This is a genomic window from Janthinobacterium sp. SUN026, assembly GCF_030397625.1.
In the GTDB taxonomy this organism is placed as follows: domain Bacteria; phylum Pseudomonadota; class Gammaproteobacteria; order Burkholderiales; family Burkholderiaceae_D; genus Janthinobacterium; species Janthinobacterium kumbetense.
This window is the reverse complement of record NZ_JAPQNU010000007.1, coordinates 106,772-120,653: the sequence shown is the minus strand read 5'-3', so window position 1 is coordinate 120,653 and position 13,882 is coordinate 106,772. Positions and strand designations below refer to the sequence as shown.

Annotated in this window: 11 protein-coding genes and 4 tRNA genes; 7 read left to right on the top strand and 8 right to left on the bottom strand. The window is 63.0% G+C overall.

Translation table 11 applies throughout. From position 1 onward, the window contains the following. Positions 1-6 precede the first annotated feature (6 nt). From OX459_RS25130 to ahpF, 7 genes are all read left to right on the top strand, one after another. Positions 7-1,065 (top strand): LacI family DNA-binding transcriptional regulator, encoded by a 1,059-nt coding sequence (locus tag OX459_RS25130; RefSeq protein ID WP_289906994.1) that lies wholly within the window; start codon positions 7-9, stop codon positions 1,063-1,065. Next, the gene (rbsK, locus tag OX459_RS25125) at positions 1,062-1,970 is read left to right on the top strand and encodes a ribokinase (protein WP_289906992.1); all 909 of its coding nucleotides are present in this window, start codon (positions 1,062-1,064) and stop codon (positions 1,968-1,970) included. The genes OX459_RS25130 and rbsK overlap by 4 nt, the downstream gene beginning before the upstream one ends. Before the next feature lie 13 nt (positions 1,971-1,983). Then, the gene (rbsD, locus tag OX459_RS25120) at positions 1,984-2,376 is read left to right on the top strand and encodes a D-ribose pyranase (protein WP_099666108.1); all 393 of its coding nucleotides are present in this window, start codon (positions 1,984-1,986) and stop codon (positions 2,374-2,376) included. A gap of 134 nt (positions 2,377-2,510) precedes the next feature. Further along, positions 2,511-5,354, top strand: a complete 2,844-nt coding sequence (locus OX459_RS25115) for an EAL domain-containing protein (RefSeq protein WP_289906989.1) — start codon at positions 2,511-2,513, stop codon at positions 5,352-5,354. 170 nt (positions 5,355-5,524) lie between these two features. Beyond that, positions 5,525-5,917 carry a DUF3597 domain-containing protein gene (locus OX459_RS25110; protein WP_099666109.1) on the top strand — a complete coding sequence of 131 codons (393 nt, stop codon included), beginning with the start codon at positions 5,525-5,527 and terminating at the stop codon, positions 5,915-5,917. Between the two features lie 195 nt (positions 5,918-6,112). Next, positions 6,113-6,676 (top strand): alkyl hydroperoxide reductase subunit C, encoded by a 564-nt coding sequence (gene ahpC, locus OX459_RS25105; protein WP_077398190.1) that lies wholly within the window; start codon positions 6,113-6,115, stop codon positions 6,674-6,676. 106 nt (positions 6,677-6,782) lie between these two features. Next, positions 6,783-8,378: an alkyl hydroperoxide reductase subunit F gene (ahpF, locus tag OX459_RS25100; RefSeq protein ID WP_099666110.1), complete on the top strand. Its 1,596-nt coding sequence runs from the start codon at positions 6,783-6,785 to the stop codon at positions 8,376-8,378. 73 nt (positions 8,379-8,451) lie between these two features. On the opposite strand, the gene OX459_RS25095 is transcribed toward ahpF, so the two are convergent. The 8 genes from OX459_RS25095 to OX459_RS25060 all read right to left on the bottom strand — a co-directional run bounded on the left by OX459_RS25095 (position 8,452) and on the right by OX459_RS25060 (position 13,736). Next, on the bottom strand, positions 8,452-8,790 hold the full coding sequence (locus tag OX459_RS25095; protein ID WP_289906987.1) for a CzcE family metal-binding protein: 339 nt from the start codon (positions 8,788-8,790) through the stop codon (positions 8,452-8,454). Positions 8,791-8,926: 136 nt separating this feature from the next. Next, positions 8,927-9,553, bottom strand: coding sequence for an ATP-binding cassette domain-containing protein (locus OX459_RS25090; protein ID WP_289906985.1), 627 nt, complete (start codon positions 9,551-9,553; stop codon positions 8,927-8,929). After that, positions 9,544-10,647: a hypothetical protein gene (locus OX459_RS25085; protein ID WP_289906983.1), complete on the bottom strand. Its 1,104-nt coding sequence runs from the start codon at positions 10,645-10,647 to the stop codon at positions 9,544-9,546. Before OX459_RS25085 ends, OX459_RS25090 begins: the two co-directional genes overlap by 10 nt. 105 nt (positions 10,648-10,752) lie before the next feature. Then, positions 10,753-10,829: transfer RNA gene (locus tag OX459_RS25080), tRNA-Asp, on the bottom strand. A 56-nt stretch (positions 10,830-10,885) separates the two neighbouring features. Beyond that, positions 10,886-10,961 (bottom strand) — tRNA-Val (locus OX459_RS25075). A 217-nt stretch (positions 10,962-11,178) separates the two neighbouring features. After that, a tRNA-Asp gene (locus OX459_RS25070) sits at positions 11,179-11,255 on the bottom strand. A gap of 54 nt (positions 11,256-11,309) precedes the next feature. Next, positions 11,310-11,385: transfer RNA gene (locus OX459_RS25065), tRNA-Val, on the bottom strand. Positions 11,386-11,564: 179 nt separating this feature from the next. Further along, positions 11,565-13,736, bottom strand: coding sequence for a S9 family peptidase (locus tag OX459_RS25060; RefSeq protein ID WP_289906979.1), 2,172 nt, complete (start codon positions 13,734-13,736; stop codon positions 11,565-11,567). Between the last annotated feature and the right edge of the window lie 146 nt (positions 13,737-13,882).

The following is a 13,882-nucleotide window of genomic DNA, read 5'->3' as shown; positions in this document are numbered from 1 at the left end:
TCGCCCATGGCAACCATCAAGCAAGTGGCGCAGGCGGCGGGGGTGTCGTTTACCACCGTGTCGCACGTCCTCAACAATACCCGCCCCGTCAGCGACGAGGCGCGCCGCGCCGTGCTGGCGGCGGCGGAGCAATTGCATTACGTGCCCAGCGCGCTGGCGCGTTCCCTGCGCAGCCGCAGCACGGGCACCATCGGCCTGATCATTCCCAACAATACGAACCCGTATTTTTCGGAAGTGGCGCGCGGCATCGAGGACAGCTGCTACGCGGCCGGCTACAGCGTCATTTTGTGCAATTCCGATGACGACCCCGTCAAGCAGCGCGATTACCTGAACGTGCTGCTGACCAAGCGCTGCGACGGATTGATTTTGTCCGCGCTGGCCGACAGCGACGGCGAATTGCTGCGCAAGATGAAGGTGCCGGCCGTGCTGCTCGACCGCGCGCCCAGCGACTTGTCCATCGATGCCGTGGCCGTCGACAACCGCGCCGGCGGCGTGCTGGCCGCGCGCCATTTGCTGGGCCTGGGACGCCGGCGCCTCGCCTGCATCGCCGGTCCCCGCGAAGTGAGCATTTCCAACGACCGCATCGCCGGCGCGCGCAGCGCCATGGCGGACGCCGGCGTGGTCCTGGCCGACGCCCTGTGCCGCCACAGCGATTTTACGAGCGCCGGCGGCTATGCGGCCGCGCTGGACTTGCTGGCGCTGCCGCCAGACCAGCGCCCCGACGCCTTGTTCTGCTGCAACGACCTGATGGCCTTCGGCGCCTTGCGCGCCGCCGCCGAGCGGGGCATTGCCGTGCCGGGCGAACTGGCCGTCGTCGGCTTCGACGATATCGACCTGGCCAGCTTCGTGCATCCGGCCTTGACCAGCGTGGCGCAAAATACGCGCGAACTGGGCCGCATCACGGCCGCCTGCCTGCTGGCGCGCATCGCCGACCCCGCCTTGCCGCGCCAGCAGCGCAGCATCGCCCCGGAATTGCACGTGCGCGGCTCCAGCGCGGCCGTCACGCTACCTTCTTCCGCACCTACTTCTTCACCTGCAACTGAACTGATGGGAATGACATCATGATCGTGGTTATCGGCAGCATCAATATGGACCTGGTCTTGCGCGTGCCGCGCATGCCCCTCCCCGGCGAAACCCTGACGGGCGGCGCCTTTCGCACCATTCCTGGCGGCAAAGGCGCCAACCAGGCCGTGGCCTGCGCGCGCCTGAGCGGCAAAGTGGCGGGCGCCCAGCAAGTGGCCATGGTCGGATGCGTGGGCGACGACGCGTTCGGCGCGACGTTGCGCGCGGCGCTGGTCGGCGACGGCATCATCGATAGCCACATCACCACCTTGCCGGGCGTGGCGTCCGGCATCGCCTCGATTCTTGTCGATGACAATGGCCAGAACAGCATCGTCATCGCCGGCGGCGCCAACGATCTGTTGAGCCCGGCACACATTGATGCGGCGCAAGGCTTGATCGAACAGGCCGATATCGTCGTGCTGCAGCTGGAAACGCCGATGGCCACCGTCGTGCATGCGATCAAGCTGGCCCGTTCGCTGGGCAAGACCGTGGTGCTGAACCCGGCCCCGGCGGCCAGCCTGCCGGACGGCGTGCTGGAACTGGTCGACTACCTGATACCGAATGAAATCGAAGCGGCCATGCTGGCCGGCGTCAGCCCGGATGGCGCGGATGCCAAGGCGCTGGCCGCCGCGCTGCAAAAGCTGGGCAGCGACAACGTCATTATCACCCTGGGTTCCAAGGGCGTGCATGCGGCCCTGTACGGTGGCGATTACACCTTCCCCGCCGAAGTGGTGCAAGCCGTCGACACGACGGCCGCCGGCGACACCTTCATCGGCGGTTTTGTGGCGGGCCTGGCGTCCGGCATGGACGAGGCGGAAGCGATCCAGCAAGGCCAGCGCGCGGCTGCCTGGAGCGTCACCAAGCCCGGTGCGCAAACCTCGATCCCTCACTTGCACGAGCTGTTCTAACGACACGACGCCCATGAAAAAATCACCGCTGCTCAATATCGCACTGTCGCAACTGATCGCGTCGCTCGGCCATGGCGACATGCTCGTCATCGGCGACGCGGGCTTGCCGTCGCAGCCGGGCGTGCCCCTGATCGACCTGGCCCTGACGCGCGGCATCCCCGGCTTCATCGATACCGTCAACACGGTATTGACTGAAATGCAGGTGGAATACCATTTGCTCGCCAGCGAGTTGCCGCAGCATAATCCGGCCATGGCGGCGCAGGTGGCGGCCTTGTCCCTGCCCGATGCGCGCCAGGTGACGCATGAGGAGTTCAAGCAATTGAGCAAGGGCGCGCGCGCCATCGTGCGCACGGGCGAGTGCAGTCCGTACGCCAACATCATTTTGGTGGCCGGCGTCGTGTTCTAGCGCAAACAATGGCGACATTGTTTGCCAAAAACATCAACGCTATTGTCCTCACTGAAATAGTTATCCATTGGCAAAAGGGGCGGCTACAATAGCCTTACCCCTGCCAGCTCGGCAGCTTCCTGTGGTGTTCCGCCATGCCGATGAAAGCCCGCGACGCTTTCCGCCTTGTCTTGCCGCTCGCCGGCAGGCTGGCGCGCGCCTGGCGTGGCTTTGTCTTCCTGCTGCTGTGCCTGGCCACACCAGCCCGGGCGCTGGAACCCGTTACCCTGCAACTCAATTTCACGCACCAGTTCCAGTTTGCCGGCTATTACGCGGCCATCGAGCAAGGCTATTACCGCGAGGCGGGGCTGGAAGTCAGGCTGGTCGAAGGGGGCGGCGGGCCGCTGGCCGAGGCGGCCGTGCTGGCGGGCCAGGCCGAGTATGGCGTGGGCAACAGCACCTTGCTGCTCAGCCGCCTGGCCGGCAAGCCCCTGGTGGTGCTGGCCGTCGTGTTCCAGCATTCGCCCAGCGTGCTGCTGATGCGCCAGCAGGGCGGCGCGCCCGACGTGCGCAAGCTGGTGGGGGCGCCCGTGATGATCGGCGCGGCCGGCGACGTGGCCCTTGCCGCCGATGAAGTGTCGCTGTTCCTGGCGAAAATGGGCGTCGCGCCGCAGCAGATGCGCCACCTGCCGCCCAGCTACCGCATCGAGGATTTGATCGATGGCAAGGTCGACGCCATCGCCGCGTATTCCACCAACGAACCGGACTACCTGGACCGGGCGGGCTTTCCCTATTACCAATTTACGCCGCGCACGGCCGGCATCGATTTCTACGGCGACAACCTGTTTACCAGCGAGCACGAACTGCGCCGCCATCCCGAGCGCGTGAAAGCGTTCCGCGCGGCCAGCCTGCGCGGCTGGCAATACGCGATGGCGCACCGCGAGGAAATGGCGCAACTGATCCATGTCAAGTACAGCCAGCGCCACGACCGCGCGCACCTGCTGTACGAGGCGCAGCAGATGGAATTGCTGCTGCAGCCCGTGCTGGTGGAGCTTGGCTACATGAATCCCCAGCGCTGGCAGCACATCGCCGACACGTATGCCAGCATGGGCGTGCTGCCGCGCAATGCCACGGACAGCCGCGCCTACAAGGGTTTCCTGTATCGCCCCGTGCCGGGCGCCGACCTGGGCTGGCTCTACCTGTCGCTGGGCCTGGCGGGCAGCTTGCTGGCCGTGTCGGCGGCCTTTCACTTCAACAACCTGGCCCGCGAGCGCCGCCGCACGGAGGAAACCATCCGCCAGGGGGAATTGCGCTTTCGCACCATGTTCGAGGAAGCGCCCATGGGCATCGCCCTGATCGATACCGTGAGCGGACAGTTTCTCGACATCAATCCACGCTACCTGGCCATCAGCGGGCGCAGCCTGGAACACATGAAGCAAACGAGCTGGATGGAAATCAGCCATCCCGACGATGTGCCCGGCGAGCAGGAGCAGGTGGCGCAGTTGCTGGCGCGCAGTCTGCAGGGATTTCGCCACGCCAAGCGGATCGTCCGGCCCGATGGCGGCGTGGTGTGGGTCGACGCCTCGGTGACGGCCATCGCCACGGCGCGCCATGGCGGCCCGCACCACCTGTGCATGCTTGAAGACGTGACGGACAAGCGGCAAACGGAAGCGCTGATCTGGCAGCAAGCCAACTTCGATACCCTGACGCAATTGCCGAACCGGCGCATGTTCCACGAACGCCTGCGCCAGGCGCTGGCCCAGGGGCGGCGCGATACGAGCCGCGTGGCCATCCTGTTCATCGATCTCGACCATTTCAAGGAAGTCAACGACACCCTCGGCCACCACCAGGGCGATATCCTGCTGATCGAGGCGGCGCGGCGCATCCGCGTGGGCGTGCGCGAGACGGACACGGTGGCGCGCCTGGGCGGCGATGAATTCACGGTGATCCTGTCCGACCTCGATGATCTGCAGCAAGTCGACCGCATCGCGCGGCAGATACTCGACGGCTTGCTGGCGCCATTCCTGCTGGGGCAGGAGCAGGCGTTCGTCTCGGCCTCGATCGGCATCACCCTGTATCCGGACGACGCGGGCACCATCGAGGAATTGCTCAAGCACGCGGACCAGGCCATGTACGTGTCGAAAGGGGCGGGGCGCAACCGTTACAGCTACTTTACGCCCGCCATGCAGGTGGCGGCCGTCAACCGCATGCGCCTTGGGGCGGACTTGCGCACGGCCCTGCGCGAACAGCAGATGCAGCTGTATTACCAGCCCATCGTCGCGCTGCATGGCGGACGCATCGAGAAGGCGGAAGCCTTGCTGCGCTGGCACCATCCGCAGCGGGGCCTCGTGTGCCCGCCGGATTTCCTCGCGCTGGCCGAAAGCAGCGGCCTGATCGTGGAGATCGGCGATTGGGTGCTGTGCACGGCGGCGGCGCAACTGCTGCATTGGCGTGCGCAGGGCCATGCCATCGGCTTGCCGGGGCTGCAACTGTGCCTGAACCAGTCGTCGCTGGAATTGCAGCGCGAAGTCGAGGCGCCCGGCACCTGGCTGCGCCAGCTGGCGGCGCTCGGTGTGCCGGCCTCGGCCATCGTGCTCGACATGCGTGAAGATGTGCTTTTACCTGGCGGCACCAGCATGGCGCCACGCTTGCAGCACTTGCGCGAAGCGGGCTTGCAGATCGCCCTGGATGACTTCGGCAGCGGCCATGCTTCGCTCACGCAATTGCAGCAATGCGGCATCGATTACCTGAAGCTCGACGGCGTGCTGGTGCGCAAGCTGGCGCCCGGCGCCAGCGAGCTGGTGCTGTGCGAAGCCATCGTCACCATGGCCCACAAGCTGGGCTTGCGGGTGATTGCCGAAGGGGTGGAGACCGACGAGCAGCGCGCGCGCCTGCTGGAGATCGGCTGCGATTTTGCGCAAGGCGAGCTGTTTGCGCCGCCGCTGGCCATCGAAGCGTTCGACGCGCTGCTGCGCGCACAGCGCCCCTTGCACCCTTGAAACAGGCATCGCCTGCCACCAGATGGCATTCACGCCTGCGGGACAGGGCTCCCGGCTTGAACGGGCTTATACTCGACGGGCTGGCGCCTGCGCCCGGCTTTGCTGTCACCGGTACCTACACCGGGAGCGCAGGCAGTATTTCTTCCATTCACTCAACTCGAGGTGACCTCATGGGCATTTTCAGCAATATCTACAACAAGATCTTCCACCATTCGTCCGACGCTGCCCCGGCAGCCACGCCAGCCGCCGCTACCGACGCGCCAGCGGCCGCCGCACCGGCTGCTGCACCAGCGGCTGCCGTGCCGGTGGTGGACGTGGAAGTGGTGCTGGTCGACCTGGCCAGCAAGAACGCGGAAAAACTCAATTGGCGCACGTCCATCGTTGACCTGATGAAACTGCTTCAACTGGACAGCAGCCTGGCTTCGCGCAAGGAACTGGCACAAGAACTGCATTTCACGGGCGACACCAACGATTCGGCCAGCATGAATATCTGGCTGCACCGCCAGGTGATGATCAAGCTGGCGGAAAACGGCGGCAAGGTACCGGAAGAGCTGAAGAATTAAGAATTGAACACCTGGCGGCGGCAGGGGTATCCACTGTCACCGCTATCCAATCCCGTGGGAACTGCCTATCATGGAGTTCCCATGGCGTCATGATAGCTAAAACTAATTGAAACTATTGTGACAATCAATTTTGCATATGGGTTAAAACCCCTTACACTAGAGTCTTACTGATTCACCACACGAGAGGAAATGACTATGTCGCTGATCAATACCCAAGTTAAACCATTCAAGGCAACCGCTTACCACAATGGCAAATTCGTCGACCTGACGGAAGCGTCGCTGAAAGGCAAGTGGTCGGTATTCGTCTTCTACCCAGCCGACTTCACCTTCGTTTGCCCAACCGAACTGGAAGATCTGGCCGATCACCACGCTGAATTCCAGAAGCTGGGCGTCGATGTCTACGGTATCTCGACCGATACCCACTTCGCGCACAAAGCCTGGCACGACACCTCGGACGCGATCAAGAAAGTGCAATACGCACTGATCGGCGACCCGACCGGCGCCCTGTCGCGCAACTTCGAAGTCATGATCGAAGAAGAAGGCCTGGCACTGCGCGGTACCTTCGTCATCAATCCTGACGGCTTCATCAAAGTACTGGAAGTGCATGACAACGGCATCGGCCGTGACGCAGCGGAACTGTTGCGCAAAGTCAAAGCCGCTCAGTACGTGGCGAACCACCCAGGCGAAGTGTGCCCAGCCAAATGGACGGAAGGCGCAGCGACCCTGACCCCATCGCTGGACCTGGTTGGCAAGATCTAAGTCTTGAAACCTTGCAACATCTAGCAGCAAACAAGTAGTTACCGCGATGCCGGACCGGGTGTCCGGCCCGGCATTCGCCTAAATATTTGTAGAAAAGGAAAACATCATGTTAGACGCCACCCTCAAAACCCAACTGAAATCCTACCTGGAAAAAGTGGTGTATCCGCTTGAGTTGGTCGCTTCTCTCGATGACAGCGCAAAAGCCCGCGAGATGAAAGAATTGCTCCAGGAAATAGTCCTGTTGAGCGACAAGATCACGCTGGTCGAGCGCACTGACGCTGGCGTACGGACCCCGTCGTTCAGCATCAACCGCCCAGGCACCGATATCGGCGTGCGTTTCGCCGGTGTGCCGCTGGGCCATGAATTTACCTCGCTGGTGCTGGCGCTGCTGCAAGTGGGCGGCCACACCATCAAGTTCGACGATGCCGTGATCGAGCAGATCCGCAACCTCGACGGCGATTACGAGTTTGAAACGTTTATTTCGCTCTCCTGCCATAACTGCCCGGAAGTGGTGCAGGCATTGAATGCCATGGCCGTGATCAACCCGCGCATCAAGGTCACCACCATCGATGGCGGCGTGTTCCCGCAAGAAGTGGAAGCGCGCCAGATCATGGCCGTGCCGATGATGTTCCTGAACGGTGAACACTTCGGCCAGGGCCGCACGAATGTCGAGGAAATCCTCGCCAAGCTCGACACCAATGCCGGCGCCCGCCAGGCCGAAGCGCTGAACAAGAAAGACGTGTTCGACGTGCTGATCGTCGGCGGCGGCCCTGCCGGCGCGGCAGCGGCCATCTACGCGGCCCGCAAAGGCATCAAGACGGGCGTGCTGGCCGAGCGTTTCGGCGGTCAGGTGCTCGACACCCTTGCCATCGAGAATTTTATTTCCGTCAAGGAAACGGATGGTCCGAAGTTTGCCATGGCGCTGGAACAGCACGTCAAGGAATACGAAGTCGACATCATGAACACCCAGCGCGCCGCGAAATTGACGCCGGGCAAATTGGTGCAGATCGAAACGGCGAATGGCGCGATCCTGAAAGCCAAGACCGTCATCCTGGCCACCGGCGCCCGCTGGCGCGAAATCAACGTGCCGGGCGAGAAGGAATACCGCAACCACGGTGTCGCCTACTGCCCGCACTGCGATGGCCCGCTGTTCAAGGGCAAGCGCGTGGCCGTGATCGGCGGCGGCAATTCGGGCGTGGAAGCGGCGATCGACCTGGCCGGCCTCGTGAAACACGTGACCCTGATCGAGTTCGGCGCGGAACTGCGCGCCGATGCGGTGCTGCAACGCAAGCTGCACAGCTTGCCTAACGTGACCGTGATCACCTCGGCGCAAACCACCGAGATCCACGGCGACGGCAAGATCGTCAATGGCCTGAGCTACACGGACCGGGTCAGCGGCGAATCGAAGAAGGTCGAGCTGGAAGGCGTCTTCGTGCAAATCGGCCTGGTGCCGAACACGGAATGGCTGAAAGGCACGGTAGCGTTGTCGCGCCACGGCGAAATCGAAGTCGATGCACGCGGCCAGACCTCGATCCCCGGCGTGTTTGCGGCCGGCGACGTCACCACGGTACCGTACAAGCAGATCATCATCGCCACCGGCGAAGGCGCCAAGGCAGCCCTGTCCGCCTTTGACCACCTGATCCGCTCGGACGACGAGGAAGTGGTCGAAGAGTCTGCCGCCAAGGAAGCACTGACGGCGTAACTATTGAGCCGTATCAAGAAAAAACCGGAACTGCCGCAAGGGGGTTCCGGTTTTTTTTATGCATAGAAGAAACTTAGCTGCCCGCGTACAGCGGGTTGCCGGCCACATACACTTGAATCCCGTCGACGGGCATGTCCTTCGGCGCGATGTCGGCCAGGGCGAAGACGGTCCTGTTGTTGAAGGTGTGCACGTGCCACGTAAAACGCTGGCCGGCGCGCGCGATGGTGACGGTTTCGCCGTGCGTGACGTTGATGTGGCGGGCGTCGGCCTGCAGCTCGATGGTGCGCTGGGCGGCGGCGTGCGGGGCGCTGCAGCCATAGTCGGTAGCCGTGCCCGTGGGGCCGGCGGCGATGGCCGAGGTGGCGAAGGCGGCGCACAAAATCGCCAGGGCGCGGCGGTGGGTGTTCAACATAGTAATCTCCAAGAATAAGCCAGGCGCGGTGAATAAGCGCGCCGTGTTATGGGTAATGGCTGCACCGGGATCGCCGGTTTTTGCAACACGGCATCGTAAGCTGTCCTTGGCCGATCTGCAAAGCTGTATTTCCTGTCTATATTTCCAGCGTCGCCGCCAGCGACACGTCCGGCGCCAAATGGCTGGTCAGCACGATGCATTGGCGCGCCAGGCGGGATGGTTCGGCCAGGCGCGCGCGCAAGTGGGTCATGGCGGCCGCGTCGAGACCGTTGAACGGTTCGTCGATCAGCAGCAGGCGCACCGGCAAGGCCAGGGCCAGGGCCAGTTGCAGCTTCTTATGCTGGCCCAGCGAGAGGGCGGTGATGCTTTGCTGCAAGGTTGATGTCATGGCAAAGGCGTGCAATTCCGCGTTCAGCAGCGATTGGTCGCTGCCTGGGTACAGGGCCAGGTGCAGGTCGAGAAACTCGTGCACTTGCAGCCAGGGCAGGGCGGGCGTGTCGCCGCCGCAATAGAAGGTTTGGGCACGGTAGGCCAGCGGCATGGCGACGCTGTCGACGTCATCGAGGCGGATGGCGCCGCGCGCGGGCAGCAGGGCGCCGCCCGCCAGTTTCAGCAGGGTTGTCTTGCCGGCGCCGTTTGCGCCGCGCAGCCAGGTGACGCCGGGGCCGAATTGCTGGTTGTAGCCCTGGAAGACGCTGTGCGTGGGGAAGTGAAAATCGAGGTGCTCGAGGTGCAGCACGGGAGTTGGCAGGTTCAATTCCATAATTCGCTTCCGATGGCGCTCAAGGCAAGGATGGAGAAAACGACGAGGGCGACGCGCCCGCGCGGCGTCAGACGGGGCAGGCCGACGATGGCCAGCAGGGTCGCGCTGGCGGTGAGGGCGTAGACGCCGGTCACGCGCCGCTGCAGGGCGGCGGGATCGATGCAATACAGCAAGACGCCAGCGCCCAGCAGCACGGCAAAGGCGGGGAGCAGGCTGGCGGCGCAGGCCAGGCGCGTCAAGGCCGTGCTGGCCAGGGGCCAGGCGTCCAATGCGGGGCGCAGCACGGCGATCTGTTCGCGCACGGCCTTGTCGCCCCGGTCCGTCACGATGACCAGGCTGGCGCTGGCCAGCAAACCGAGCAGCGGTGCGGGCACGAGCGGCGCGCGCAGCAGCCAGGCCAGCATGCTGGCGCCAGCCGTGGCCAGCAGCACGCTTTGCTGCTGGCCGATCACATTTTCATTGCGCCAGAATGGCAGCCAGAACAGCTGCCGCCACAGGAATATCGTGCGCCAGCGGGGCCGTTGCGGCACATACGCCGTCATCGTGGGCGGGCGCGCCCTGTATGTGGGCCGCGGCGCGCGCAGGCGTTGCGCCACGATGCGCGCCGTCAGCAGCCACGCCAGCAGCCAGACGGCGAGGGTGGCGGCCATGCCGGGCGCGGCAATGGGGCGCAGCCAGGGCGGCGACTGCAGCAGCCAGATGGTGGCCGAGACGGCATAGGCGAGGCCCAGCGGCAGCATCAGCAGGCCAGCCACGGCGATGTCGGCTTGCCAGCGCAGGTGGCGCGGCAAGGGCAGCTGGCGCAGCCACGCGGCGGTGGCGGCAGGCAACAATCGCTTGCGCAGCAGCCAGGCGGGCAGGCATGTCAGCAGCACTTGCGCCGCCAGCAAGCCCAGGGCCGCTGGCCAGGGCAGGTTCATGGCGAGAAATCCGGGCAGGGCGATGACGCTGAGCAGACCCAGCAGGACGGGACCGGCCAGGAACACGAGAATTTCCATGGAACTGGCCAGGCTGGCGGCAAATTGCAGCAAAGCATGATGGGCCAGGCGCAAGCGCAGGGCGAGGTAGGGGGAAAAGCTGCGGGGCAGGCGCATCAGGCAGGAACGGCGGAGTCGGCAAGAGCGCTGATTCTAGTGCATTTGCGCTCCCACAATGGGAAAAGCCCTTCGGTTCCAGGAACCAAAGGGCTTTTCTTTTATTGGCGGAGCGGACGGGACTCGAACCCGCGACCCCCGACGTGACAGGCCGGTATTCTAACCAACTGAACTACCACTCCAAGCTCGTATGATCTGTGTTGCTGATCCATGAAGCACTGGATAATTTTCTGTTTGGTGGTGGGTGCTGAGAGGCTCGAACTCCCGACCTACGCCTTGTAAGGGCGCCGCTCTACCAACTGAGCTAAGCACCCGCATACCCAGAAAACTATCCCGACGTTTGTCACCACGTCTGGAAGAGGCACTATTATAGGGGGCGCTTTCATGCTTGTGCAACTATTCTTGAGGGGGAATGGCAGTTTTTTTGCTGAAAAGCGCAAAAATGTTCAGGCGAGGGGGGATGGACGTGTTTTTGGCTTCTGAAATGGGAAAAGCCCTTCGGTTCAAGGAACCAAAGGGCTTTTCTTTTATTGGCGGAGCGGACGGGACTCGAACCCGCGACCCCCGACGTGACAGGCCGGTATTCTAACCAACTGAACTACCACTCCAAGCTCGTATGATCTGTATTGCTGATCCATGAAGCACTGGACAGTTTTCTGATTTGGTGGGTGCTGAGAGGCTCGAACTCCCGACCTACGCCTTGTAAGGGCGCCGCTCTACCAACTGAGCTAAGCACCCGTTGCTTGTCTCAGAAAACCATCCCGACGTTTGTCACCACGTCTGGAAGAGGCGCTATTATAGGACGGGTAAAATCCTTCTGCAAGCGCTTTTTTCACATTATTGCCCGAATGCGGTTGGGAGCATCTGAAAAAAGTGCAGGGCAATGTAACGCTGCCATGGGCTTTTTCTCAGGGCTCCTATTCCGTGATGCCCCATTGCGATAGCATCCACGCCATATTGAACGCGTTTTCGGCGATGGCGTTATAGCGGCCCGACGCGCCGCCGTGGCCGGCACCCATATTCGTTTTCAGCAGCAGGGGGTTGCTGTCCGTTTTATACGCGCGCAGCTTGGCCACATATTTTGCCGGTTCCCAGTACATGACCTGGCTGTCGTTCAGGCCCGTCGTCACCAGCATGGCGGGATAGTTCTTGCGCGCAATGTTGTCGTACGGCGAGTAGCTGAGCATGTAGTCGTACGCGGCCTTCTGGTTCGGGTCGCCCCATTCCAGGTACTCGCCCGTGGTCAGGGGCAGGCTGGCGTCCATCATGGTGTTCATCACGTCGACAAACGGCACGGCCGCGTGCACGGCGTGGAACAGGTCGGGGCGCATGTTGACGACGGCGCCCATCAGCAAGCCGCCCGCGCTGCCGCCCTGGATGATGAGGCGGTTCGGGCTGGTCCATTTTTCGCGCACCAGGTAGTCGGCGCTGTCGATGAAGTCATTGAAGGTGTTTTTCTTCTTCATCAGCATGCCGTCTTCATGCCAGGCTTCGCCCATGTCGGTGCCGCCGCGGATATGCGCTTGCGCATAGATGACGCCCCGTTCCAGCAGGCTGATGCGGCTGATGGAAAAAGTGGCTTCCGTGGAAATGCCGTAGGAGCCGTACGAGTACAGCAGCAGCGGCGCTGAACCGTCGAGCTTGACGCCTTTCTTGTAGACGACCCACAGCGGCACTTGCACGCCATCGCGCGCCTTCACCCACAAGCGCTGCGTGGTGTAGCGGCTGCTGTCGAAGCCGCCGACGATTTCCTGCTGCTTCAGCACCGTGCGCTTGCCGTCCTGCATGCTGACGTCGATGACGGTGGGCGGCGTGACGGGCGACTGGTAGGACATGCGAAATTGCGTGGCGGAAAATTCCGGCGTGCCGGCCGCCGTGGCCAGGTAGACGGGGTCGTCGAACTGCACCGCCTTCCAGTTCTTTTGCGCAAAATCAAAGATGCGGGCGCGGTTCAGGGCGCGTGCCTTTTCCATCACCACCAGGTAGCCCTGGAAGACGTCGATGGACTGGATCACGGCATCCTTGTTGTGCGGCACGACGGGCTTCCAGTTCTTCGGCTGCGGCGCGGAGAATGGCGCGCTGACGACACGGAAATTCTTCGCCCCCTTGTTGGTCAGAATATACAGCTGGCCGTCGCGGTGCTCGATGCCGTAGCGGTGGCCTTTTTCACGTTTCAGCACGGATTGGAACGTGCCTTGCGGCTTGCTCGTTGGCAGCAGCAGCACTTCGCTCGTGTCCGTGCTGCCCGAGGTGAGCACGAAGAATTGCTTGTCGCGCGTGCGGTCCACATGGATGGCGAACTGCTCCACCGGCTCGTGGTAGACCTGTTGCGGCGCACCGCCCAGGGCCAGGCGGAACAAGCGGTCCGAGCGCTTGGTGGTGGCGTCTTCCTGCGCCAGCATCAGGGTGGCGTTATCCGCCGCCCAGGCCAGCGATGTCACGCGCGGCATGCTGTCGCCTAGCAACTTGCCCGTTTTCAAATCCTTGACATGCAGCTCGTACTGGCGGAAACCCGTCGTGTCGGTGGTGTAGGCAAGCAACTGTTCATTCGGGCTGATGCTAAATGCGCGCACGGCAAAGAATTTGTGGCCTTCGGCCAATTGATTCTGATCCAGCAAGATTTCCTCGGCCGCCTGCGCATCATAGGCGCCGCTGGCGCCGACGGGGCGGCGGCAGTGAATCGGGTATTGCTTGCCCGCTTCCACACGCGTGTAATAGTAGAAATTGCCCTGGCGCGCAGGCACGGACAAGTCCACTTCCTGCATGCGTCCCTTGACTTCCGCATATACCTTGTCGGCCAGCGGCTGGATCGGCGCCGTGACGGCGGCCGTGTAGGCGTTTTCCGCATTCAGGTAGTCGATCACGGCAGGATCGGCTTTCTTTTGCAGCCAGCGGTAGTCGTCCGTGACGACCGTGCCGTGGCGCGTTTCCTGCCAGGCCGTCTTGGCGGCGACGGGGGCGACGGCCGTGGCGATGGTGGTGGTGGCGTCGGCGGCCAGCGCGGATGGCGCCAGCGTGGACAGTAGCAGGGCCGGCAGGATGGATGACCAGACGGACCGGCGGCGCAAGGCATGATGTGCTGTAGACAAGGCAACTCCTTTGAATAGTTGTGTCAGGATTGTAATCTTGCTATTGAGAAAAGCAACCGCTGATCGTCGCCATCGGGTCCCGTGCGTTTCAACTTGCATCCGCGGTCATTTCCGGTAATACTGTATGCATGCACAGTATCTTGCCG